The sequence below is a fragment of the Brevundimonas sp. 'scallop' genome (assembly GCF_011045535.1).
In the GTDB taxonomy this organism is placed as follows: domain Bacteria; phylum Pseudomonadota; class Alphaproteobacteria; order Caulobacterales; family Caulobacteraceae; genus Brevundimonas; species Brevundimonas vesicularis.
In genome coordinates, this window is record NZ_CP039382.1 from 1,401,488 (window position 1) to 1,425,440 (window position 23,953).

Consider the following 23,953-nt stretch of genomic DNA (forward strand, 5'->3'; position numbering starts at 1 on the left):
CCGGTTCGGCGAAGGAGCCGCACCGTCGGGGGCGAGGGGCGATGCGTCAAGCGCGGCGTTGTGTCTCCTCCCCATGAAATGGGGAGGGGGACCGCGAAGCGGTGGAGGGGCTCTTGAAGTCTCACAGGCGCCTGCGAGGCGGTGAAGAGCCCCTCCGTCACGGCGCTGAAGAAGCGCCGCGCCACCTCCCCACGCAGTGGGGAGGAGACGTGCGACGTCAGCGCCGACGCGGCGTCAGGATGTCGCCCAGGCGGTCGGGCGTGTCGGGGATGCGTTCCAGGCGGGGGTAGCGCAGACCGTCGTGGTAGTCGAAGACGACGGTGCGGTATTGCTCGTCATCCTTGACGATCAGGGTGATGGGCGTCGACGGATCCTTGGCTGCGGTGACGGCCTCGGTCAGGCGTTCGGCGCTGGCGGCCTGCCCGTTGACGGCGACGATCTCCATCCCGGCGGCCAGGCCCGACTTGAAGGCCAGGCCGTTCCACTGGACGCTGCGGATCTTGTTGCCTTCGCCGGTCTGGAAGCCCAGCGAATAGGTGAAGTCGTTGCGTTTCAGCTCGGAGTACAGAGTCTTCATATAATCGGTGGGCTTGTCCGAATAGGCCAGCCGCCAGCCGCCGCGCGCCAGACCGTCCAGTGGGGCGCGGGCCTCAGGGCCGTCGGCGTCCAGGCGGGTGCGCAGGAAGGTCGCCCAGTCATTGGCGACGACGCCGTTCAGGGCCGCGACCACATCCTCGAACGTATAGGGGGCCGGCGTATAGCTGCCGTCCTGGACGCCGTAGAAGGCGCGGGCGAAGTCGTCGAGCGACTTCCGGCCGCCGGTCTTTTCGCGGATCGTCGTGTCGACGTCGAGCCAGATCAGCTGGCCCTCCGAATAGTAGTCCTCGTCGCGCTGCCATGACAGCCAGCCCTTGGGCTGGCGCTGGCTGATGATGGGGTCGTTGGTGGTGTCCTGCATCGCGCGCCATTCGCGGCCGACGCGCGTGTCGAAGGTCGCGGCGGTCATGGCCAGGGCATCCATCGCCTGTTGCTTGCTGAGCAGGCCCGAGCGGGCGGCGATGACCTGACCATAGTACTGGGTCTGGCCCTCGTAGACCCACAGCAGGCTGTTCTGCAGGGGCGAGTTGAAGTTGGGCACATACTGGTCGGCGGGCCGACGCCATTTGCCGTCCCAGGAGTGGTTCATCTCGTGGCTGAGCAGGTCGCGGTCGGACAGGTGGGTGTCCCAGCCGGTGAAGAAGGCGGGATCGACCGAGTTTTCCGAACTGCGGTGATGCTCCAGCCCGATGCCGCCCAGCTTGTCCGTCATGGCGATCAGGAAGTCGTAGTGGTTGAAATGGCGCGCGCCATACAGGCGGTCCATCTGGGCGACCAGATTGCGCAGGATCTGGATCTGCTCGTCGGTGGCGTTCAGGCTGTCGGCCTTGTCCGCGACGATGTTGGCGCGAACGGGCGAGCGGCCGCCGGGATCGAGGTCGATCTGGCGATAGTGGACGCCGGCGAAGACCGGGCTGTCGATCAGCACCTCCAGATTGACGGGCTTGAACGTCTGGACGTCGCCGGCCTTGGTTTCGGGCTCGAGCGCCGTGCCGAACTGCCAGCCGGCGGGGAACTTGACCGTGGGCTGGACCGTGATGTTCCGCGACCAGTGGCCGGCGGGATAGAGCAGCATCTTCTCCCACTGGATGTTCAGCATCTCGGGCGTCATCGTGATGCGGCCCTGATTGCCGGTCGTCGGCGACAGGTGCTGCAGGGTGATGTTCAGCGCCGTCGCACCGGCCGGGACGACCACGTGGTAGGCGAAGGGATGCAGGGTGTCGCGAACCCACTGCACCCGCTGGCCGTTCGCGGTGATCTCGATGCCGGCGAGCTGCGCGATGGGGCCGACGGGGCCGTGGTTGCCAGGCAGCCATTCGGGGAAGAACAGGGTCATCGGTCCCGCCTGGGCGACCGGGATCGTTTCCTTCACCGCAAAGATGTGCTGGGCCAGGTTGGTGGCGTCGACGTCCAGGGTGATGACGCCGGGATAGGCGACGTCCCGCGCTTCCGGAATCGCGGGCAGGGGCGCAGGCAGGGCGGGCGGCGTGGTCGAGGCCTGCTGCGCCAAGGCGGCCGGGGCGGTCGAGGCCAATAGGAGGGCGAGGCCGAGTGGAGCGGCGCGCAGGCAAGAACAGATCATCGAGGACTCTTCAGGCGACTGGGGGAGCCGCGACAGTCCGACGCAGGGTGCAAGGCGTCAAGCGTCAGCACTGATCCGAAATTGCACTGCGCCCCGAAAACGCGTGCAAAATGCAAGGACGTGCAATTCGGATCATTCCTCCTCCATCGGACGCAGGGGCGGCGTGGTGGGCAGTTTGTGCTGCCGTTTCGGGTCGTTGGCCATGCCCCGGTAGTAGCGCACAGCATGGTCGTCGATCTTGGCGATGGCCTCCAGATCCTTGTGCAGTCGGGACCATCCCCGCGCCTCGATCAGCTTGCCGTCGATCATCGCCCGTGAAGCATTGGCCCAGGCCAGACGCGCCATGTCGGCGGCGTTGCAGGGCAGGCGCTGGTCGATGGCGTCCAACTCATAGGCGTCGAGCGGTTCGAAAACCGCGCCGTGCGGCTGGTCCGATCGGCGCCAGCCCTCCGTGCGGGCGCGCCAACGGAAGGTCGAGAGGCTGAGACCGTGGCGCGCGCAGACCTCCGGGGGAAACCCCCGGCGAGATAGTCTTTACGGGCCGCGGCCCAGGTTGCGGCGGACCGTCGGGTCCAGTCGGGCGAATTCGGATTGGGATCGGAGATGTCATCGGCCATGCCGCCCATGATGCGGGCGGCGTCGGCTATGGCCGGAACAATGACGCTTCGAGCGCCTAAGTCGTTGAATAGGCTGCGATCAGGGTGTCGAAATAGGATGGAGCGCGGTCGCCAGCCATCCTGTTTCGGTCTTCAACCCGGTTTGACGTCGAGCAGTTCGACCGAGAAGCGCAGGGTCGAGTTGGGCGGCAGTTCGTCGCCGCCGACCCAACGCGAGCCGTAGCCCAACGAGGCGGGGATGACGAACTCGTAGATTTCCCCGACGCGCATCAGGGCCACGCCCTCGGTCCAGCCCTTGATGACGCGGTTCAGCGGAAACTCGGCCGGTTCGTTGCGGGCGTAGGAACTGTCGAACTCGCGCCCGTCAATGAAGGTGCCGCGATAGTGGACCTTGACCGTGTCGGTCGCCTTGGGCTGAGCGCCCTCGGGGTGGGCCCTGCCGACGCGGCGATATTGCAGGCCGCTTTCGGTGGTGGTCCAGCCGCGCCGCGCGCCGTTCCAGGCGAGGTAGGCGGTATTGCCGGCGTCCCAGGCCTGCTGCGGCGTCAGGGCCCCCTGGCCATTGACCTGATCGGCGGCGCGCGCGGCGGCCGAAGCCGTCTCGGCATAGGTCACCGGCGCGCGATGGGTGGCGCAGGCGGAAAGGGCGAGAGCGGCAAGCAGAGGCAGGGCGATCCGTGTCATAAGGCGACGCTAGATCAGGCCTTCGTCGCTCGCAACGAGATTGGTCGGCTCTGTCGAAAAGGTTCCCTTGGGCCTTTATTTCGTCGCGAATGCGCGTATATGTGCGCGCTCCGCAACACTCCATATGAGTCTGCGCGCAAGCGCCGAGGCCCGGTCCGTCGCCCTCCGACCGAGCGAAGGCGCGGCTCCTTCCCAGGGAGCCGGTACATTTCAGGCGTCCTGGCCCGGCAGCGGGCCGAGGGTGGATGCCGAAACCCTGGCTGCGGACGCGGAGACGCGCGCCGTGGCTGCTGCATTTCACGCACGCCTTCCCCGGGGCGTGCGCCATGGGAAACACTGAATGACTGACGTCGCCCACGATCTCGCCATCAACGGTCAGATCGCTTCCGCCACCTCGTTCACCGGCAAGAAGCGCATCCGCAAATCCTTCGGGCGTATCCCTGAAGCGATCGCGATGCCTAACCTGATCGAGGTTCAGCGCGCTTCCTACGAACAGTTCCTGCAGCGCGAGGTCCGTCCGGGCGTCCGCAAGGAGCAGGGCATCGAGGCGGTCTTCAAGTCGGTGTTCCCGATCAAGGACTTCAACGAGCGCGCGATCCTGGAATACGTCTCGTACGAGTTCGAAGAGCCGAAGTACGACGTCGAGGAGTGCATTCAGCGCGACATGACCTATGCCGCGCCGCTGAAGGTCAAGCTGCGCCTGATCGTGTTCGAAACCGACGAGGAAACGGGAGCCCGTTCGGTCAAGGACATCAAGGAGCAGGACGTCTACATGGGCGACATCCCGCTCATGACGGACAAGGGCACCTTCATCGTCAACGGCACTGAGCGTGTGATCGTCTCGCAGATGCACCGTTCGCCGGGCGTCTTCTTCGACCACGACAAGGGCAAGACGCACAGCTCGGGCAAGCTGCTGTTCGCCGCCCGCGTGATCCCGTACCGCGGCTCGTGGCTCGACTTCGAGTTCGACGCCAAGGACGTGGTCTATGTGCGCATCGACCGCCGCCGCAAGCTGCCGGCCACGACCTTCCTGATGGGTCTGGGCATGGACGGCGAAGAAATCCTGAAGACCTTCTACGAGACCGTGCCTTACGAGAAGCGCGGCGAGGGCTGGGTCACGCCTTACAAGGCCGAGCGCTGGCGCGGGGTTAAGCCGGAGTTCGACCTGATCGACGCCGACACCGGCGAAGTGGTCGCCCAGGCCGGTCAGAAGATCAGCGCCCGCGCCGCCAAGAAGCTGGGCGAGACGACGACCTCGCTGTCGCTGGCCGCCGACGCCCTGGTCACCAAGTATCTGGCCAATGACGCCGTCAACTTCGAGACCGGCGAGATCTTCGCCGAGGCCGGCGACGAACTGGACGCCCCGACCATCGAAGTGCTGGAGCAAAACGGCTTCACCACCATTGAAGTGCTGGACATCGACCACGTCACGGTCGGCGCCTACATGCGCAACACCCTGCGCGTGGACAAGAACGACAACCGCGAGGACGCCCTGTTCGACGTCTATCGCGTGATGCGTCCGGGCGAGCCGCCCACCCCGGAAGCCGCCGAGGCCATGTTCAACTCGCTGTTCTTCGACAGCGAACGCTACGACCTGTCGGCCGTCGGCCGGGTCAAGATGAACATGCGTCTGGAAAGCCCCGAGGTCTCCGACGAGATCCGCGTCCTGCGCAAGGAAGACGTGCTGAAGGTGCTGCAGATCCTGGTCGGCCTGAAGGACGGCCGCGGCGAGATCGACGACATCGACAACCTGGGTAACCGCCGGGTCCGTTCGGTCGGCGAGTTGCTGGAAAACCAGTACCGCGTCGGTCTGCTGCGCATGGAGCGCGCCATCAAGGAGCGCATGTCCTCGGTCGATATCGACACGGTCATGCCGCACGATCTGATCAACGCCAAGCCGGCCGCCGCCGCGGTTCGCGAGTTCTTCGGTTCGTCGCAGCTGTCGCAGTTCATGGACCAGACGAACCCGCTGTCGGAAATCACCCACAAGCGTCGTCTGTCGGCGCTTGGCCCGGGCGGTCTGACGCGTGAGCGCGCGGGCTTTGAAGTCCGCGACGTGCACCCGACCCACTACGGCCGCATCTGCCCGATCGAAACGCCGGAAGGCCCGAACATCGGCCTGATCAACTCGTTGGCCACCCACGCGCGCGTCAACAAGTACGGCTTCATCGAGAGCCCGTACCGCCGCGTGAAGGACGGTCAGGCCCAGGGCGAGGTGGTCTACATCTCGGCCATGGAAGAGTCGAAGTACACGATCGCTCAGGCCAACATCGAACTGAAGAACGGTCAGATCGTCGAGGACCTGGTCCCCGGCCGGATCAACGGTGAATCCCAGCTCCTGAACAAGGACGCCGTGGACATGATGGACGTGTCGCCGAAACAGGTCGTTTCGGTCGCCGCCGCCCTGATCCCGTTCCTGGAAAACGACGACGCCAACCGCGCGCTGATGGGCGCCAACATGCAACGTCAGGCCGTGCCTCTTGTGCAGTCGGACGCGCCGCTGGTCGGCACCGGCATGGAAGCGGTCGTGGCCGTGGACTCCGGCGCCGTCGTGGTCGCCCGTCGTGACGGCGTCGTCGAACAGATCGACGGCACCCGGATCGTCGTGCGCGCCACCGGCGACGTGGACGCCGCCCGCTCGGGCGTCGACATCTACCGCCTGTCGAAGTTCCAGCGTTCGAACCAGTCGACCTGCATCAACCAGCGCCCGATCGTGCGCGTTGGCGATCAGGTGAAGGGCGGCGACGTCATCGCCGACGGTCCGTCGACGGACCTGGGCGAACTGGCTCTGGGCCGCAACGCCCTGGTCGCCTTCATGCCCTGGAACGGTTACAACTTCGAAGACTCCATCCTGATCTCCGAGCGCATCGTGCGCGACGACGTCTTCACCTCGATCCACCTGGAAGAGTTCGAAGTCGCCGCCCGCGATACGAAGCTTGGCCCTGAGGAAATCACGCGCGACATCCCCAACGTCGGCGAGGAAGCCCTGCGCAACCTCGACGAAGCGGGCATCGTGGCCATCGGCGCCGAGGTCCAGCCGGGCGACATCCTGGTCGGCAAGGTCACGCCGAAGGGCGAAAGCCCGATGACGCCGGAAGAGAAGCTGCTGCGCGCCATCTTCGGCGAGAAGGCTTCGGACGTGCGCGACACCTCCCTGCGCCTGCCGCCCGGCGTCGCCGGCACGATCGTCGACGTTCGCGTCTTCAATCGTCACGGCGTCGACAAGGACGAGCGCGCCATGGCGATCGAACGCGCCGAGATCGAACGTCTGGGCAAGGACCGCGACGACGAGCTCAAGATCCTCGAGCGCAACGTCTATGGCCGCCTGAAGCCGCTGATCGTCGGCAAGAACGCCGTGTCGGGGCCCAAGGGCATCGGCCGTGGCGAACTGACCGACGAGAAGCTGGCCGAGGTCAGCCGTGGTCTGTGGTGGCAGATCGCCCTGGACGACGAAAAGGCCATGGGCGAGCTGGAAGCGATGAAGCGCCAGTTCGAGGACGCTCGCAAGCAACTGGACCGTCGTTTCGAAGACAAGGTCGAGAAGCTGCAGCGCGGCGACGAACTGCCCCCCGGCGTGATGAAGATGGTCAAGGTCTTCGTGGCCGTGAAGCGCAAGCTTCAGCCCGGCGACAAGATGGCCGGCCGTCACGGCAACAAGGGCGTCATCTCCAAGATCCTGCCGATCGAGGACATGCCGCACCTGGAAGACGGCACGCACGTCGACGTCGTTCTGAACCCGCTGGGCGTGCCTTCGCGCATGAACATCGGCCAGATCTTCGAAACCCACCTAGGTTGGGCCGCCGCCGGTCTGGGCAAGCAGATCTCCGGTCTGCTGGAAGCCTGGCAGGCTGGTGGTCAGAAGCAGGCGCTGATCGATCGTCTGACGCATATCTACGGCGAAGAGACCCCGCTGCCGCAGGATGAGGAAGAACTGATCGAACTGGCGAAGAACCTGTCCAAGGGCGTGCCCTTCGCGACCCCCGTCTTCGACGGTGCGCACATCGGCGACATCGAGCGTCTGCTGGAAGAGGCGGGGCTGAACAAGTCGGCCCAGTCGATCCTGTACGACGGTCAGACCGGCGAGCAGTTCAAGCGTCCGGTCACGGTCGGCTACATCTACATGCTGAAGCTGCACCACCTGGTCGACGACAAGATCCACGCCCGCTCCATCGGCCCGTACTCGCTGGTCACCCAGCAGCCTTTGGGCGGCAAGGCGCAGTTCGGCGGTCAGCGCTTCGGGGAAATGGAGGTCTGGGCTCTGGAAGCTTACGGCGCCGCCTACACCCTGCAGGAGATGCTGACGGTGAAGTCCGACGACGTGGCCGGCCGGACCAAGGTCTACGAGGCCATCGTCCGTGGCGACGACAGCTTCGAGGCCGGCATTCCCGAGAGCTTCAACGTGCTCATCAAGGAAATGCGTTCGCTGGGTCTGAACGTGGAGCTGGGGAACAGCTGATCTGGATCACGAGCCCTCTCTCGCCACGGCGGGGGAGGGCGATCCCTCCGCTTTTCTCCGTTCTGAATAATTTTCGCGGGTCAGCCCCGCAGAAGGAATCAAGATGAACCAGGAAGTCCTGAACATCTTCAACCCGGTCCCGGTCACCCCGACCTTCGACCAGATCAAGATCGCCCTGGCCTCGCCCGAGAAGATCCGTTCGTGGTCGTTCGGCGAGATCAAGAAGCCGGAAACCATCAACTACCGTACGTTCAAGCCCGAGCGTGACGGCCTGTTCTGCGCGCGTATCTTTGGCCCGACCAAGGACTACGAATGCCTGTGCGGCAAGTACAAGCGCATGAAGTACAAGGGCATCATCTGCGAGAAGTGCGGCGTCGAAGTCACCCTGGCCCGCGTTCGCCGCGAGCGCATGGGTCACATCGACCTGGCTGCGCCGGTCGCCCACATCTGGTTCCTGAAGTCGCTGCCCAGCCGCATCTCGCTGATGCTGGACATGGCGCTGAAGGACGTCGAGCGCGTCCTATACTTCGAGAACTACATCGTCACCGAGCCGGGCCTAACCCCGCTGAAGCAGAACCAACTGCTGACGGAAGATGAGTTCTATCGCTACCAAGAAGAGTTCGGCGATGACGGCTTCACCGCCGAGATCGGCGCCGAGGCCGTCCGCAACCTGCTGATGGGCATCGACCTGAACGCGGAAGCTGAAAAGCACCGCGCCGAGCTGGCCGACAACCCCTCGGAAATGAAGGCCAAGAAGGCGTCCAAGCGCCTGAAGCTGATCGAGGCCTTCCTGGAATCGGGCAACAAGCCCGAGTGGATGATCCTGACGATCGTGCCGGTCATCCCGCCGGAACTGCGTCCGCTGGTGCCGCTGGACGGCGGTCGTTTCGCGACCTCCGACCTGAACGACCTGTATCGCCGCGTCATCAACCGCAACAACCGCCTGAAGCGCCTGATGGAACTGCGCGCGCCGGACATCATCATCCGTAACGAAAAGCGGATGCTGCAGGAGTCCGTCGACGCCCTGTTCGACAACGGCCGTCGCGGCCGCGTGATCACGGGCGCCAACAAGCGTCCGCTGAAGTCGCTGGCCGACATGCTGAAGGGCAAGCAGGGTCGCTTCCGTCAAAACCTGCTGGGCAAGCGCGTCGACTATTCGGGCCGTTCGGTCATCACCGTGGGTCCGGAACTGAAGCTGCACGAGTGCGGCCTGCCCAAGAAGATGGCGCTGGAGCTGTTCAAGCCGTTCATCTATGCGCGCCTGGACGCCAAGGGCCTGTCGGGCACCGTCAAGCAATCCAAGCGCATGGTCGAGCGCGAGCAGCCCGCCGTCTGGGACATCCTGGACGAGGTCATCCGCGAGCACCCGGTTCTGCTGAACCGCGCGCCGACGCTTCACCGCCTGGGCATCCAGGCGTTCGAGCCCAAGCTGATCGAGGGCAAGGCCATCCGCCTGCACCCGCTGGTCTGCACCGCCTTCAACGCCGACTTCGACGGCGACCAGATGGCCGTTCACGTCCCGCTGAGCCTCGAGGCCCAGCTGGAAGCGCGCGTCCTGATGATGTCGACCAACAACATCCTGTCGCCCGCCAACGGCAAGCCGATCATCGTGCCGTCGCAGGACATCGTCCTGGGCCTGTACTATCTGTCGCTGGTCAAGGACGGCGAGCCGGGTGAAGGCAAGCTGTTCGCCAACATCGGCGAGATCGACGCGGCGCTGGACGCCAAGGTCGTCACCCTGCACACGCGCATCAAGGCGCGCTGGACGGAACAGGACGCCGAAGGCAATGAGGTGACCAAGGTCATCGACACCACGCCGGGCCGAATGAAGCTGGCGGCTCTGCTGCCGCGCAACCCGAACGTCGGCTACCGCCTGCTCGAGAAGAACCTGACCAAGAAGGAAATCGGCAATCTGATTGACGTGGTCTATCGCCACTGCGGTCAGAAGGCGACGGTCATCTTCGCTGACCAGATGATGGGCCTGGGCTTCCGCGAAGCCGCCAAGGCCGGCATTTCGTTCGGCAAGGACGACATCGTGATCCCGGCCAAGAAGGTCGAGCTGGTCGCCGAGACCCGCACCCAAGTCGAGGAGTACGAGCAACAGTACGCCGACGGCCTGATCACGCGCGGAGAGAAATACAACAAGGTGGTCGACGCCTGGTCCAAGGCCACGGACCGGATCGCCGACGCCATGATGGGCGAGATCGCGCAACCGCGCGTGCTGATCGAGGGTGAAAACCCCGACATCAACTCCGTCTTCATGATGGCCAACTCCGGCGCCCGTGGTTCGCAGGCCCAGATGAAGCAACTGGGCGGCATGCGCGGCCTGATGGCCAAGCCGTCCGGCGAGATCATCGAGACGCCGATCACCTCGAACTTCAAGGAAGGCCTGACCGTCCTTGAATACTTCAACTCCACCCACGGCGCCCGTAAGGGTCTGGCCGACACCGCGCTGAAGACCGCCAACTCGGGTTACCTGACCCGCCGTCTGGTGGACGTGGCGCAGGACTCCATCGTCACCGAGCAGGATTGCGGCTCGACGCGCGGCATCACCCTGCGTGCGGTAATGGAAGGCGGCGACGTGCTGGTCTCGCTGGGTCAGCGCATCCTGGGTCGCTATGCGGCCGAGGACATCAAGGAGCCGGGCACCGATACCGTCCTGTTCCCCGCCGACACCTATCTGGTGGAAGAAGTCGCCGAGGCCGTCGAGGCCGCGGGCGTCCAGTCGGTCAAGGTCCGTTCGGCCCTGACCTGCGAGGCCGAAGCCGGGATCTGCGCCCACTGCTACGGCCGTGACCTGGCGCGCGGCACCAACGTCAACATCGGCGAAGCGGTCGGCGTCATCGCCGCCCAGTCGATCGGCGAGCCGGGCACCCAGCTGACGATGCGGACCTTCCACATCGGCGGTACGGCTCAGGTGGCAGAAACCTCCTTCATGGAGGCGACCAACGCCGGTACGGCCAAGGTCACCGGCCCGACCGTCGTCGCGGCCCACGGCGACCTGGTGGCCATGAGCCGCAACGTCATCGTGACCGTGGTCGTGGACGGCAAGGACCGCGAGACGCACAAGGCTCCTTACGGCGCCCGAATCCGCGTCAAGGACGGCGACGAGGTCAAGAAGAACCAGCGCCTGGCGGAGTGGGACCCCTACACCACCCCGATCCTGACGGAAGTCGGCGGCGTCGTGCGCTTCGAGGACCTGGTCGAAGGCCTGTCGGTCAAGGAAGAAACCGACGAAGCGACGGGCATCGCCCAGCGCGTCGTCAGCGACTGGCGCGCCAGCCCGCGCGGTTCGGACCTGCGTCCGGCCATGGGCGTCACCCTGGGCGACGCCTACGCCAAGCTGTCGTCCGGTTCGGACGCCCGCTATCTGCTGCCCGTGGGCGCTGTTCTGTCCGTGTCGAACGGCGACGAGGTCAAGCCGGGCGAGATCATCGCTCGCGTTCCGACCGAAGGCGCCAAGACCCGCGACATCACCGGCGGTCTGCCGCGCGTCGCCGAACTGTTCGAAGCTCGCCGTCCGAAGGACTGCGCGGTCATCGCCGAGATGGATGGCCGCGTCGAATTCGGCCGCGACTACAAGAACAAGCGTCGCATCAAGATCACGCCCGAGCCCAACGCCGACGGCGTGCAGGGCGAACCGGTCGAGTTCCTGATCCCGAAGGGCAAGCACATCTCCGTCCACGACGGCGATCTGATCCAGAAGGGCGACTACATCATCGACGGCAACCCGGATCCGCACGATCTGCTGCGCATCCAGGGCGTCGAGGCGCTGGCCGAGTATCTGGTGAACGAAGTGCAGGAGGTCTATCGACTGCAGGGCGTGCCGATCAACGACAAGCACATCGAAGTCATCGTGCGTCAGATGCTGCAGAAGGTGGAAGTGCTGGATTCGGGTGAAACCACCCTGATCCGCGGCGACACTGTCGAAGTCGCCGAAGCCGTTCTGGAAAACGCCAAGGTCGAGAAGCGTGGCGGCCGCCTGGCCACCACCCAGCCCGTCCTGTTGGGCATCACCAAGGCGTCGCTGCAAACCCGCAGCTTCATCTCGGCGGCATCCTTCCAGGAGACCACCCGCGTCCTCACCGACGCCTCGGTCCACGGCAAGAAGGACATGCTGGAAGGCCTGAAGGAAAACGTCATCGTCGGCCGCCTGATCCCGGCCGGCACCGGCGCCTACCTGCGCAGCCTGCAGAAGATCGCCAACGAGCGGGATGCAGAACTGACCTCGGCTCTGGAAGAGGCGATCGAGCCGCTGCCGGCCGATCTGCAACTGGAGCTGGAGAGCAGCGAGAGCTGATCTTTCGTTTCAAAACCGATGACATGAAGGGGGCGGCGCCGACGACGGCGTCGCCCTTTTTCTATGACTTGACGCGTGCTCGGATTGCGGTGAACTGAGCCAAGGTTGTGTAGAGGGCCGCCATGACGAAAGCTGACAAGGTGTTGTGGGGCCTAACGGCCGTGATTTTGTCGCTCTTCGTCGTCGTTGAAGCCAAGACGATGATGCTCAATCTCGGCGCGGCCATGCATGACGCCTATTGCCAGGATCACTGACCTCAATCTTTCCACCGCTCTATCGGGGCTGAAGCACCTGGCGTGATCGGTGCGCCGCCGGCCCGGTGGCCGTCGCGTCGGGTCTGGACGTTGCGGGTCGAGTCGGGCGCCAGCGAGGGATTCAACTGCGCGCCGGCGCAGCCTGTGCCGAAGTTCGAGCCGACGCAGTCCGCCGGACCCACCACGCCGACCCCGCCGGACAGAGGACGACGCCGCGCCTCCCATTCGGCCAGACGCCGCGCGCCTTCGCGCGCAAAGGCGGCGTCACGTTCGGGGTTGCCCGTGCCGGTGACCGGAGCGGCGTTCATTCCGCGTCGCATGGCGTCCTCGCGGCAATGGGCGCGCTCGGCGGCGTTGAGCTGCTGCGGCGTGGTGCAGCCGATCAAGCCCTGCCGCAGGACACGGGACATGGCGCCGGCGCGATCGTTCGGATTGACCGTCCAGGCACCCTGTGGAGCGGGAGGGCCCTCAGGCGCGGCCGCAGCGATGCGGGGACGGATGGGGGCAGGGCGACTGTCCGTTGCGGACGCGACCCTGTCTGTGGGAGCGACGTCGATGCTGCCGGCGTCACGCGATGCGGACATGGTGACTGGCTCGGGCGTCTGCATCGCGGGGCGGGGCCGCTCGTTTGGCAGCAGAGGTCGCGGGCTGATGTCGATGTAGAGCGGACTTAAATCGGGCGCGGTTGGCGGAGCGTCAATCCCCAGCGCGGTGAGGGACAGGATGGCGATCAGCCCTGCGTTGATGACGACCGAGGCTGTGGCCAAGGCGACCTTGCGCCAGTCCGGGCGGTTTCGTCGCGACCAGAGGCGAGGGGAGGGCGCGGAGGCGGCGGTCATTCGCGACGCTTTCTGAGATTGGGCAGGAAGCCATCTCGCGAGGAGAAGAGATCGACCTGAATGTTCACGCCCTCGCATCCTGCCATCGGATGTGGGGTTACGCACTGAGGATAGCCGCGTGGCGGATCGGCGCGCTGCGCTTCCCAGGCCGCCAGACGACGCGCCCCCTGTCGCGCGAAGGCGGCGTCGCGCTCTGCGTTCCCCGTTCCCCGGATGACAGGGGCGGCTTCGCCGCCGTTCCAGCGCTCCTCGCAGCGGCGGCGGTCGTCGGGCGCGAGGCGGTGCGGGGCGTTGCACGAAAGGGAAGACAATCTCGGCCCCGCAAGAGCGCCGCCGACCCGCCAGCGGTCGTCGATCCCGTCGTCCGCGTTCGCCTGGCTCATGGACGACGGCGGGGGCGGGGACGGGGGCGCCGACGTCGCCGGATCACCTCTGTTCGGCGCATCTTCTTGTGACGCCTGCGCGCGTCGGGTCGCGGCCTCAGAGGACGTGACGAGCGGAGCTCTTGGCGCGCGGACCAAGGACGGCCAGGCGTCCTCAAGATAGACGATCATCGTCGCAGGCCGCAGCGAACGCGCGCGCAGCCCCGGATCCGTCATGGATAGAAGCGCGACGGCGCCTGCATTCAGCCCGACGGCGGCGGCCGCAAACCCCGCCTTGCGCCAACCAAGACGGCGGGGCGCCTTTGTCGGCGTCATCGCCCCAGGTCCGATGTCAGCGGCAGCCATCGTCAGTTCATGCCGAACAGGGACCGCAGCCCGGGGTAGGCGCCGTCGCCCTCGCGGTAGTCGCGCCAGCGTTTCTTGACGGCGGCTTCCTTGGCGAAGGCTGCCGTCCTTTCCTCATCGCCGGAGCGCACCATCGGCGGCGCTGTTTCACCAGCCGCGCTCGCCAGCGCACGGCACGCGTGCCGGTCTTGCGTGGACCGTGCGGTTTCGGGGCGGCAATCCGATCCACCATTGCGCGCCGCGTTCCCCGTCGGCCAGGCGGCGTCGGGTAAGTGGCTTGGTCGGACTGTCCAGCGCGGGTCATAGGCGGGCGTGGCCGGACGATCCGATGTCGGCGTCATGGTCGGCTCCGATCCCCCAGTCTTCGAATCGCGCGAATGGACCGGCGCCCGGCGCTGGTCCTGCGCTTGCGGCGCGGACGCCGGCGCCTTGCGGGCCTTGGCCCCTATGATCACGGGTTCCATCTGGATGTAGAGAGGCGAGTGTCCCGAAACCCGACGCGGCGCCGGGCGGCGGTCCTCCGACGCGAGCAGCGTCAGCAGGCCTGCGTTCACCGCAAGCGAGAGCGCAATCGCCCCTGTTCTGGCCAGCCCCGCCATGACCCATCCCCGGTTGGTCGTGTCGTCAAGCTGAGCGCGAAGCGTGGCGGGTTTCAGGCGAAAGGTCGCTCTATTGAAGACCGCTAGGCTTCATCGAAGCAGCTGCATTCTGGAGTGTTAACGCCTCCGCCTTGACCTTCGCGCCCATCGGGCGTAGAAGCCGCCCACTTTCGAGGCGTGGCCGGTTCGCCGGTCGCTGAGATCGTGACAATCCAACGGACGGGCTGCGCCCGCCGGAACGCCCAAAGCGCGCGTTCCGGTTTTTCTGTTTGGGTGGTCGCGCCCTCAGTCTCGATGACACCCGGGCGAGGGGATGGTCCCCCGTTCACAAGAAGGCGAGAGGCGCTTCGGTCGAAAGACACACGCCTCCATCAGAAGTCGAGACGAGTTTCGAATGCCTACGATCAACCAGCTGATCCGCAAGCCGCGCAAGCCCAAGCCCACCCGCAACAAGGTGCCGGCTCTGGAGGGTTCGCCCCAGCGTCGCGGCGTCTGCACCCGCGTTTACACCACGACCCCGAAGAAGCCGAACTCGGCTCTGCGTAAGGTCGCCAAGGTCCGTCTGGCCAAGAACGGCTACGAAGCCGTGTGCTACATCCCCGGCGAAGGCCACAACCTGCAAGAACACTCGGTTGTTCTGATCCGCGGCGGCCGCGTGAAGGACTTGCCCGGCGTTCGCTACCACATCCTGCGCGGCGTTCTGGATACCCAAGGCGTCAAGGACCGTAAGCAGCGTCGTTCGCACTACGGCGCCAAGCGTCCGAAGTAAGCCATTCTTCTCCGGGCCGTTGCGCCCGGAGGCCTTTTCGAGATCTTCCCGGCGTTGGTCGGGCACTGCAAGGAATACCCCATGTCGCGTCGTCACCGCGCCCAGAAACGTGAAGTTCTGCCGGATCCCAAGTTCGGGGACCTGATCGTCACCAAGTTCATGAACTACGTCATGTACGAAGGTAAGAAGGCCGTCGCCGAGAACATCGTGTACGGCGCCTTCGACATCCTGGCCGAGAAGAAGAAGGACCAGGAACCGGTCGTGACCTTCCACGCCGCCCTGGACAACGTCTCCCCGTCGGTCGAAGTGCGCTCGCGTCGCGTCGGCGGCGCCACCTATCAGGTGCCCGTCGAAGTCCGTCCGGACCGTCGCCGCGCCCTGGCCATCCGCTGGCTGGTGAACGCTGCGCGCAAGCGTGGCGAGAACACCATGACCGAGAAGCTGGCCGCCGAACTGCTGGACGCCTCGAACAACCGCGGCACCGCGGTCAAGAAGCGTGAAGACACCCACAAGATGGCCGAAGCCAACCGCGCCTTCAGCCACTATCGCTGGTAACGCCTTCAAAGCGTCATCTGCGCTGACTATCTAAGGGTTTCCGGCGCGGGCGGTTTAAGTTAAATCGCCCGCGCTCGCTTATCCGAACACCGACATCCTTCCGAGGGCGCACCTGAGCGTCCTGAAATTTTCAAGGCACGCTTTCATGGCCCGCACTCACAAGCTCGAGGACTACCGCAACTTCGGCATCATGGCCCACATCGACGCGGGCAAGACGACGACGACCGAGCGGATCCTGTATTACACCGGTAAATCCCACAAGATCGGCGAAGTCCACGACGGCGCTGCGACCATGGACTGGATGGACCAGGAGCAGGAGCGCGGCATCACCATCACGTCCGCCGCGACGACCGCCTTCTGGCAGGGCAAGCGCCTGAACATCATCGACACCCCCGGCCACGTGGACTTCACCATTGAGGTCGAACGTTCGCTGCGCGTCCTCGACGGCGCCGTGACCGTGCTGGACGGCAACGCCGGCGTCGAGCCGCAGACGGAAACCGTCTGGCGCCAGGCCGACAAGTACAAGGTGCCGCGCATCGTCTACGTCAACAAGATGGACAAGATCGGCGCCGACTTCGACGCCTCGGTCGAGTCGATCCGCGACCGTCTGGGCGCCAAGGCCGTGCCGATCCAGTTCCCGATCGGCGCTGAATCCTCGCTGTCGGGTCTGGTCGACCTGGTCCGCATGACCGGCGTGGTCTGGGACAACGACGGCCTGGGCGCCTCCTACAAGGACGTGCCGATCCCCGACGACCTGATGGACAAGGCGATCGCCGCGCGTCAGTACCTGATCGACAACGCCGTCGAGCTGGACGACGAGGCGATGGAAGCCTACCTCGAGGGCAACGAGCCCGACGAAGCCACCATCAAGAAGTGCATCCGTAAGGCCGTTCTGACCGGCGCCTTCTATCCGATCCTGTGCGGCTCGGCCTTCAAGAACAAGGGCGTGCAGACGCTGCTGGACGCCGTCGTCGACTACCTGCCGTCGCCGCTGGACATCCCGCCGACCCCGGGCATCGACTTCAAGACCGAAGAGCCAGTCGTGCGTAAGGCTTCGGACGAAGAGCCCCTGTCGGTCCTGGCCTTCAAGATCATGGACGACCCCTTCGTCGGCTCGCTGACCTTCTGCCGCCTGTACTCGGGCAAGATGGAAACCGGTCAGTCGCTGCTGAACTCCAGCCGCGACAAGAAAGAGCGCGTCGGCCGGATGCTGCAGATGCACTCCAACAATCGTGAAGACGTCAAGGAAGCCTACGCCGGCGACATCGTCGCCCTGGCCGGTCTGAAGGAAACCCGCACGGGAGACACCCTGTGCGACCCGATCAAGTCGCCCGTCATCCTGGAGAAGATGGAGTTCCCGGCGCCGGTCATCGAGATCTCGGTCGAGCCCAAGACCAAGGGCGACCAGGAGAAGCTGGGCGTCGCCCTGGCCAAGCTGGCCTCGGAAGATCCCTCCTTCACCGTCTCGACCGACCACGAGTCGGGCCAGACGATCCTGAAGGGCATGGGCGAGCTGCACCTGGACATCAAGATCGACATCCTGAAGCGCACCTACAAGGTCGAGGCCAACATCGGCGCGCCGCAGGTCGCCTATCGTGAATCGCTGGGCCGCAAGGTCGACATCGACTACACGCACAAGAAGCAGACCGGCGGTACGGGCCAGTTCGCCCGCGTCATGATCACCTTCGAACCCGGCGAGCCGGGCTCGGGCTTCGTGTTCGAGAACTCGATCGTCGGCGGCGCGGTGCCGAAGGAATACATCCCCGGCGTCGAAAAAGGCCTGAACTCGGCCAAGGATAACGGTCTGCTGGCCGGCTTCCCGCTGATCGACTTCAAGGCGACGCTGACGGACGGCAAGTACCACGACGTAGACTCCAGCGTGCTGGCGTTCGAAATCGCGTCGCGCGCCGCCTTCCGCGAACTGAAGGAAAAGGGTTCGCCCAAGCTGCTCGAGCCGATCATGGCAGTGGAAGTCGTGACCCCCGAGGAATACCTCGGCTCGGTCATCGGCGACCTGAACGGCCGTCGCGGCATGATCCAGGGTCAGGACATGCGCGGCAACGCCACCGTCGTGAACGCCTTCGTGCCGCTGGCCAACATGTTCGGCTATGTGAACACGCTGCGCGGCATGTCGCAGGGCCGCGCTCAGTTCACCATGCAATACGACCACTACGAGCCGGTGCCGCAACACGTCGCCGACGAAGTAATCAAGAAGTACGCCTAAGCTTTCCCTTTTCGGAAAGCCCGCCTATATGCGCCCGGACCGTAAGGACCGGGCGTCCTTAACCCCCAAACTGCAGGAACCCCGGTTCGGGGACCTTAGGAGCTAGAAAATGGCCAAGGAAAAGTTCGAACGGACGAAGCCGCACTGCAACATCGGCACGATTGGTCACGTTGACCACGGCAAGACGACGTTGACGGCAGCGATCACGATGACGCTGGCGAAGGCTGGCGGCGCGAAGGCGATGAACTACGCCGACATCGACGCTGCCCCGGAAGAGAAGGCGCGCGGCATCACGATCAACACCGCGCACGTGGAATATGAGACGGCCAACCGTCACTACGCCCACGTCGACTGCCCCGGCCACGCCGACTATGTGAAGAACATGATCACCGGCGCCGCGCAGATGGACGGCGCGATCCTGGTGGTGTCGGCCGCTGACGGCCCGATGCCGCAGACCCGCGAGCACATCCTGCTGGCGCGTCAGGTCGGCGTGCCGGCCCTGGTGGTCTTCATGAACAAGGTCGACCTGGTCGACGACGAAGAACTGCTCGAGCTGGTCGAGATGGAAGTGCGCGAGCTGCTGAGCTCGTACCAGTTCCCCGGCGACGACATTCCGATCACCAAGGGTTCGGCCAAGGCCGCGACCGACGGCGTGAACCCGGAAATCGGCGAACAGCGCGTTCTGGCCCTGATGGAAACCGTCGACGCCTACATCCCGCAGCCGGAGCGTCCGGTCGACCTGCCGTTCCTGATGCCGGTCGAAGACGTGTTCTCGATCTCGGGCCGCGGCACCGTGGTCACGGGCCGCGTCGAGAAGGGCATCGTCAAGGTCGGTGAGGAAGTCGAGATCGTCGGCATCCGTCCGGTCCAGAAGACGACCTGCACGGGCGTGGAAATGTTCCGCAAGCTGCTGGACCAAGGTCAGGCGGGCGACAACGTCGGCGTGCTGCTGCGCGGTACGAAGCGTGAAGACGTCGAGCGCGGCCAAGTGCTGTGCAAGCCGGGCTCCATCACCCCGCACACCAAGTTCCTGGCCGAAGCCTACATCCTGACCAAGGAAGAAGGCGGTCGTCACACCCCGTTCTTCACGAACTATCGCCCGCAGTTCTACTTCCGCACGACGGACGTGACCGGCATCGTTCACCTGAAGGAAGGCGTCGAGATGATCATGCCGGGCGACAACGCCGAGCTGAACGTCGAGCTGATCACCCCGATCGCGATGGACCAAGGCCTGCGCTTCGCCATCCGTGAAGGCGGCCGCACCGTCGGCGCCGGCGTCGTGGCCAAGATCGTCGAGTAAGACGACCCGGCCTCAAGTCGCGCGCCTCCGCGAGGCGCGCATAGGCCGAAAGATAGAGTAGCGTAACAGAACGGCCCCCGGAGCAATCCGGGGGCCGTTTTGCTTTGGGCTACCCGCAGATCGCCAGAGGCGCCCGTAGGAGGTCCGAGTTTCATCGGGTTGCGCCGCAGGCCAAGGCCTCTGGTCTTTGGGGTGCGGGTCAGGCCTGAGATGCGGGCGGTCCCGAAGGGACGAGTTCGGGGCGGACGGCCTAGTTTTCGGCGTTAACCAAGTTGCGCACGCGAGGCGGGACCGGGGGCGTGGGGGCTGCGCGGACGATGCGGATAGAACTGCTGCGGCAGGCCTGGGGCGAAAGGCGGCCGGGCAGGCGGGTCGAGCCGTCGCCGCAGGCCTCGCTGATCTGGTCCTGCGTCAGGCCTCGCGCGCCAGACAGGTCGGCGCCGCGAATGTCGGTCCGACGTAGCGAGGCGTTGGAGAAGTCGGCGCGCGAGAAGCTGCCGCCGGTCAATCGCGCCCCATCCAGGCTGGCGTTCGAAAAGTCCGCGTTGGAGAAATCGCCGCCCGAAAGGTTCGAGGCCGTGACCTCAGCGCTGGCGAAGTTGGCGCCCGACGCCCGGACATTGGCCAGTGTGGCGCCGAACAGTTCCGAGTTGGAGAAGTTGGTTCCGGCCAGGGTGGCGCCGGTGAAGTTGACCCCGTGCATCTCGCTGCCCGAAAGGTTGGCGCGGGTCAGGTTGGCGCGAACGAAGGACGATCCTTGCGCCTCGGCCCCATTGATCTGCGCCCCGGTGAAGTTGGCGGAGGTGAAGTTGGCGCCGACGATCTCGACCCCGCCCATGTTGGCCCGGCTGAAATCACTTCCGGTGAAGTTGGAGCCCATCATCTCGGCGCCGCGCAGATTGGCGCCGACCAGGGTGGCGTTCATGAAGCTGGCGCCGGTGAAAGTGGCGCCTGACAGATTGCGGCCGGACAGTTCGCAGCGATTGCACGATCCGCCCAGCGACACCGAACGGGCCACGTCGCGGTCCTGCATCGACATCTCGACCCCGGCGAAGGCGGGGGAGGCGGCGAGCGCCAGTCCCAGCGTCAGCAGAGCCAATGTGGGGCGGACCCGGATATGTTCAGCGATCTGTTTCACGCACTCTGAATGCCTCGAAACCCCCGCCGCACCTACTTAAATCGAGGTAACTTCATGAAATCGAGGCAAGGTCGGCGCCGCTCAGCAGGCCGGAATGCGAAGACCGCGCGGCAGGACGGTGGAGCCGTCGCCGCACGCTTGGTTCAGCTGGCCCTGGGTCAGGCCGGTGGCTCGCGCCAGCTGGGCGCCCGACAGATTGGTCCCCGACAGGGTCGCGCCGGCGAAGCTAGCGCCCTCCAGATAGGCACCGACGAAACTGGCGTTGGTCAGGTTGGCGCGCGAGAAGTTCGAGCCCGAGAAAACGCCGCCATAGGCTTCGACGTCACGCATGTCGGTGTTGGAAAATCGCGTGCGGTTCATGACGCTGAGGCTCAGGTCCGCCTGACGCAGGCGTGAGCCGGCCAGGTTCAGGCCCCGCGCCTCCAGCCCCGAAAAGTCGCCCTGAAAAAGATTGCAACCGGCGCAGGAGGCGCCGCGCCGCACACTGGCGATCTGACCCGCGTTCTGGGACAGCGCAGGCGCAGCGACAGCCAGCAGGGCGGCGATCAGGCCGAGGGAAAGTGTGCGTTTCATGGACCGGGCTCCGACGTTCGATCGTCTGTCAGCAAACCCTAGGCCATAACCCTTAACCTAGCCCTGATCGCCGCCTTTCAGCGCTGGGGCCGCCCCGCAGGTGTCGCACACCCAGGCCGCGCCGCGTTGCTGCAGGCTGAAATCGCCGCAGGCGGGGCAGGCGACGGCCTCGCTGTTGGCGGCGGCGCGAGCCTCTGGATCGCCTTTCTTGCCAAAGGGCAGGACGACCAGATTGTCGGGCGCGGAACCGCGCGCGAATCCCTTGGAGATGAAGCGGGCGGCGGGCACGGCTGTATGGGCGTCGGGCTTTCCGTCGCCCAGATCGTCGGGGTTCTGCGCCTCCGTCTCGGCGTTGGCCAGTTCAGCGCGTTCCAGATAGGAGACGCCCAGTTCGCGGAAGATGTAGTCCAGGATGGAGGTCGCCGACTTGATGGAGTCGTTGCCGGTGACGCGGCCGGCCGGCTCGAACCGGGTGAAGACGAAGGCGTCCACGAACTCGTCCAGCGGCACGCCGTATTGCAGGCCGATCGAGATGGCGATGGCGAAGTTGTTCATCAGGCTGCGGAAGGCGGCGCCTTCCTTGTGCATGTCGATGAAGATTTCGCCGAGCTCGCCGTCTTCGTACTCGCCGGTGTGGATATAGACCTTATGGCCCCCGACGGCGGCCTTTTGGATGTAGCCCTTGCGGCGGTCGGGCAGTTTGCGGCGCGCGCGTTCGCGCTCGACCACGCGTTTGACGACACGTTCCGGCGGAGCCGGGCGAGGCGCTTCGCGGGCAGGCGCGGGGCGGCCAAGCTCGGGGCGGGCGGTGTCGAGCGACGGTAGGGACAGCAGCGGGCCGGCGGGCGGTGTGGTGCGGGACAGACGAATGGCGCGATGACCGTCCAGCGCGCCCTGGCTCAGCAGTCGCGCGGCCTGGGTGGAGGTCGTGCGCCAGTCCATCGGTTCGATCGCGAGGTCCGGCATGTCGCTGAACGGCTCGACGGCGCGCCGCAGGTCGGCCGCCGCCGCCGCCGGATCGGCCAGCAGGGCGGCGACGGACGCCGGCGCCTCAGGCCAGTCGCGCAGATCGCCATATCCGAAGACCCAGCGCGCCGCCGCCGTCTCCGCCTCTTCCGACACGCCCAGCAGGGTCAGCAGCAGACCATCGCCGTCTTCCACGCCCAGGACGTCGCGGATGAAACCGGGGTCCAGGACGGGGGCGGCGAAGACCGTGTCGAAATCCTCGGCCCAGCCCAGGGCGGTCTCGATGGCGGCCAGTTCGATGTCGGTGAAGCCCAGGGCGCGCAAGGCTGTATGGTCGATGCCCGGCGCCTCGACCAGGGTGCGGCGACCGAACGTCCACCGCTCCGCCGCCTGGACATCGCCGCCGGCGGCAGAGATGGCCGAGGCAAGCGCGGGGTGCAGGCGGCGACCGATCTCGCCGTCCGCCGTCTGGAACACATCGACCGCCGCGACGCGGCCCAGGCCCAGCCGCAGCCGCGCCTCCGCATCGTCGACGAACAGGCTGATGGCCGAATGGCGACGCGGCTTCTCCAGGTCTTCCCAGTCGGGGCAGGGGCCGCGCAGGCTCGCCAGTTCGGCCGAGGTCATCGCCGCCGTCGCCGCGACCAGGCCCGCGAGCGTCTGCGCCTGAGACGTGCGGTCGTCGTCAGCCGCCAGCGCGTCCAGCAGGCCATCCAGTCCCAGCGCGATGGGACCGGGCCGCGCGGACTGAAGGTCCAGCGCCACGGTCAGCAGGCGGGTCAGATCCGCCAGATCATCCGCCGCGTCTCCGTCCAGCGCCAGGACGGCGCTTAGATCGATCAAAGCCCGCGCGGTCTGCGCCGTCGCGGCCTCCGCATCGCGCGGATCGAAGGCGACGACCAGGCCGCCATCGAGCGCCACCTCGGCCGCCAAGAGGGCTTCGGGCGCGCCCGCCGCGATCTGGGTTCGGTCCGCCAAGGCGACCAGAGGCGCGCCTTCGACTATCGGCTCCAAGGCCATCGCGGGTCGTTCACCGTCGATGGCTCTCAGGATATCGGCGTCGCTGGCGCCGCACCGCCGCGCCAGGGCCGCCGCCCGGCCCAGGGCCGGATTGCGCGAAGGATCGCCGCAGTCACCGCGTGGGCCTTCGCAGCGATCGACCGCATCGGCCACGCCCGCCAGCGCCTCGGCCAGGGCGTCGGCCGCCTGGGCCCCCAGACGCACGGCCGCGCGCCGGCCCGTGTGCGCCTTCAGTCGCGCCGTCGCGCCGGGATCGTTCAGATCAACGACGCCGATGGCCGTAGGTCCAGACGCCGCCGGCGCCGCCAGGCCCAGCCTGAAGGCGCCCGACAACTCGCCGACGAACGCGGCGGCCTCAGCCCGGTCGAACACGCCCTCGGTTACACCCGTCGCCGCCAGCCGCTCGGCCCAGGCGTCGACGTCGCCGTTCAGCCAGTCGCCGGACAGGGGCGTTGCGAACCCCTCCGCCTCGACCCAGTCCAGCCAGGCCTCGATCCGGACGTCGGACCAGCCGGCGGGGGCCAGGACCTGTTGCACGCCGGATGGGCGCTCGATGGCGCGGGTCTCCATCGCGACTCGTTCGGCGCGAGCGGCGAAGCCGGATTGAAAGCGCATGGCGGCGTCTCTCCGAAAGGTTCGGCCGAGCCTAGGATGCGCACGCGGCTTAGCCAATATATCTGGTGTCGCCGGGCGGGGTTGCCCACAAGATATCGATTCACAGCCCGGCGCTTGAACGCTGGACGAAGAGGGCG

At 66.1% G+C, this 23,953-nt stretch carries 16 protein-coding genes; 7 read left to right on the plus strand and 9 right to left on the minus strand.

Annotation, left to right across the window (positions count from 1 at the left end):
- Nucleotides 1-217: 217 nt before the first annotated feature.
- From E4341_RS06965 to E4341_RS06975, 3 genes are all read right to left on the minus strand, one after another.
- A complete protein-coding gene (locus E4341_RS06965) occupies nt 218-2,179 on the minus strand; it encodes a M61 family metallopeptidase (protein ID WP_165116157.1) in 1,962 nt (653 codons plus the stop codon).
- A gap of 132 nt (nt 2,180-2,311) precedes the next feature.
- A complete protein-coding gene (locus E4341_RS06970; protein ID WP_165116159.1) occupies nt 2,312-2,566 on the minus strand; it encodes a hypothetical protein in 255 nt (84 codons plus the stop codon).
- A gap of 362 nt (nt 2,567-2,928) precedes the next feature.
- Nucleotides 2,929-3,480: an FKBP-type peptidyl-prolyl cis-trans isomerase gene (locus E4341_RS06975; protein ID WP_165116161.1), complete on the minus strand. Its 552-nt coding sequence runs from the start codon at nt 3,478-3,480 to the stop codon at nt 2,929-2,931.
- A 340-nt stretch (nt 3,481-3,820) separates the two neighbouring features.
- Between E4341_RS06975 and rpoB the strand changes: the two genes are divergently transcribed.
- From rpoB to E4341_RS15665, 3 genes are all read left to right on the plus strand, one after another.
- Entirely contained in the window at nt 3,821-7,936 is a 4,116-nt protein-coding gene (rpoB, locus tag E4341_RS06980) for a DNA-directed RNA polymerase subunit beta (RefSeq protein WP_066551888.1), read from the plus strand.
- 103 nt (nt 7,937-8,039) lie between these two features.
- Nucleotides 8,040-12,236, plus strand: a complete 4,197-nt coding sequence (gene rpoC / locus E4341_RS06985) for a DNA-directed RNA polymerase subunit beta' (RefSeq protein WP_055754901.1) — start codon at nt 8,040-8,042, stop codon at nt 12,234-12,236.
- Nucleotides 12,237-12,358: 122 nt separating this feature from the next.
- Complete coding sequence (locus E4341_RS15665) at nt 12,359-12,490, plus strand: hypothetical protein (protein WP_255353850.1); 132 nt, start codon at nt 12,359-12,361, stop codon at nt 12,488-12,490.
- Between the two features lie 2 nt (nt 12,491-12,492).
- Here E4341_RS15665 and E4341_RS06990 read toward each other — a convergent pair whose 3' ends face one another.
- The 3 genes from E4341_RS06990 to E4341_RS07000 all read right to left on the minus strand — a co-directional run bounded on the left by E4341_RS06990 (nt 12,493) and on the right by E4341_RS07000 (nt 14,656).
- Nucleotides 12,493-13,329: a hypothetical protein gene (locus tag E4341_RS06990; RefSeq protein ID WP_165116163.1), complete on the minus strand. Its 837-nt coding sequence runs from the start codon at nt 13,327-13,329 to the stop codon at nt 12,493-12,495.
- Entirely contained in the window at nt 13,326-13,712 is a 387-nt protein-coding gene (locus E4341_RS06995; RefSeq protein WP_165116165.1) for a hypothetical protein, read from the minus strand. Before E4341_RS06995 ends, E4341_RS06990 begins: the two co-directional genes overlap by 4 nt.
- A 347-nt stretch (nt 13,713-14,059) precedes the next feature.
- Nucleotides 14,060-14,656: a hypothetical protein gene (locus E4341_RS07000; RefSeq protein WP_165116167.1), complete on the minus strand. Its 597-nt coding sequence runs from the start codon at nt 14,654-14,656 to the stop codon at nt 14,060-14,062.
- Nucleotides 14,657-15,050: 394 nt separating this feature from the next.
- On the opposite strand from E4341_RS07000, the gene rpsL reads away from it, so the two are divergent.
- The 4 genes from rpsL to tuf all read left to right on the plus strand — a co-directional run bounded on the left by rpsL (nt 15,051) and on the right by tuf (nt 19,504).
- Complete coding sequence (gene rpsL / locus E4341_RS07005) at nt 15,051-15,425, plus strand: 30S ribosomal protein S12 (RefSeq protein WP_008260482.1); 375 nt, start codon at nt 15,051-15,053, stop codon at nt 15,423-15,425.
- An 81-nt stretch (nt 15,426-15,506) separates the two neighbouring features.
- A complete protein-coding gene (gene rpsG / locus E4341_RS07010; RefSeq protein WP_165116169.1) occupies nt 15,507-15,980 on the plus strand; it encodes a 30S ribosomal protein S7 in 474 nt (157 codons plus the stop codon).
- Between the two features lie 145 nt (nt 15,981-16,125).
- A complete protein-coding gene (gene fusA, locus E4341_RS07015) occupies nt 16,126-18,204 on the plus strand; it encodes an elongation factor G (RefSeq protein ID WP_055754906.1) in 2,079 nt (692 codons plus the stop codon).
- A 109-nt stretch (nt 18,205-18,313) separates the two neighbouring features.
- Nucleotides 18,314-19,504 carry an elongation factor Tu gene (gene tuf, locus E4341_RS07020; RefSeq protein ID WP_055753383.1) on the plus strand — a complete coding sequence of 397 codons (1,191 nt, stop codon included), beginning with the start codon at nt 18,314-18,316 and terminating at the stop codon, nt 19,502-19,504.
- Between the two features lie 250 nt (nt 19,505-19,754).
- Here the strand turns inward: tuf and E4341_RS07025 are convergent, their stop codons facing one another.
- The 3 genes from E4341_RS07025 to E4341_RS07035 all read right to left on the minus strand — a co-directional run bounded on the left by E4341_RS07025 (nt 19,755) and on the right by E4341_RS07035 (nt 23,816).
- Complete coding sequence (locus E4341_RS07025; protein ID WP_055755153.1) at nt 19,755-20,642, minus strand: pentapeptide repeat-containing protein; 888 nt, start codon at nt 20,640-20,642, stop codon at nt 19,755-19,757.
- An 81-nt stretch (nt 20,643-20,723) separates the two neighbouring features.
- Nucleotides 20,724-21,215, minus strand: coding sequence for a pentapeptide repeat-containing protein (locus tag E4341_RS07030; protein WP_165116171.1), 492 nt, complete (start codon nt 21,213-21,215; stop codon nt 20,724-20,726).
- 57 nt (nt 21,216-21,272) lie between these two features.
- Nucleotides 21,273-23,816 carry a TSCPD domain-containing protein gene (locus E4341_RS07035; protein WP_165116173.1) on the minus strand — a complete coding sequence of 848 codons (2,544 nt, stop codon included), beginning with the start codon at nt 23,814-23,816 and terminating at the stop codon, nt 21,273-21,275.
- Nucleotides 23,817-23,953: the final 137 nt, after the last annotated feature.

Coding starts and splice junctions, on each gene's coding strand:
- E4341_RS06965 (WP_165116157.1), bottom strand. CDS start 2,179: ATGATCTGTTCTTGCCTGCGCGCCGCTCCACTCGGCCTCGCCCTCCTA.
- E4341_RS06975 (WP_165116161.1), bottom strand. CDS start 3,480: ATGACACGGATCGCCCTGCCTCTGCTTGCCGCTCTCGCCCTTTCCGCC.
- rpoB (WP_066551888.1), top strand. CDS start 3,821: ATGACTGACGTCGCCCACGATCTCGCCATCAACGGTCAGATCGCTTCC.
- rpoC (WP_055754901.1), top strand. CDS start 8,040: ATGAACCAGGAAGTCCTGAACATCTTCAACCCGGTCCCGGTCACCCCG.
- E4341_RS15665 (WP_255353850.1), top strand. CDS start 12,359: ATGACGAAAGCTGACAAGGTGTTGTGGGGCCTAACGGCCGTGATTTTG.
- E4341_RS06990 (WP_165116163.1), bottom strand. CDS start 13,329: ATGACCGCCGCCTCCGCGCCCTCCCCTCGCCTCTGGTCGCGACGAAAC.
- E4341_RS06995 (WP_165116165.1), bottom strand. CDS start 13,712: ATGAGCCAGGCGAACGCGGACGACGGGATCGACGACCGCTGGCGGGTC.
- E4341_RS07000 (WP_165116167.1), bottom strand. CDS start 14,656: ATGGCGGGGCTGGCCAGAACAGGGGCGATTGCGCTCTCGCTTGCGGTG.
- rpsL (WP_008260482.1), top strand. CDS start 15,051: ATGCCTACGATCAACCAGCTGATCCGCAAGCCGCGCAAGCCCAAGCCC.
- rpsG (WP_165116169.1), top strand. CDS start 15,507: ATGTCGCGTCGTCACCGCGCCCAGAAACGTGAAGTTCTGCCGGATCCC.
- fusA (WP_055754906.1), top strand. CDS start 16,126: ATGGCCCGCACTCACAAGCTCGAGGACTACCGCAACTTCGGCATCATG.
- tuf (WP_055753383.1), top strand. CDS start 18,314: ATGGCCAAGGAAAAGTTCGAACGGACGAAGCCGCACTGCAACATCGGC.
- E4341_RS07030 (WP_165116171.1), bottom strand. CDS start 21,215: ATGAAACGCACACTTTCCCTCGGCCTGATCGCCGCCCTGCTGGCTGTC.
- E4341_RS07035 (WP_165116173.1), bottom strand. CDS start 23,816: ATGCGCTTTCAATCCGGCTTCGCCGCTCGCGCCGAACGAGTCGCGATG.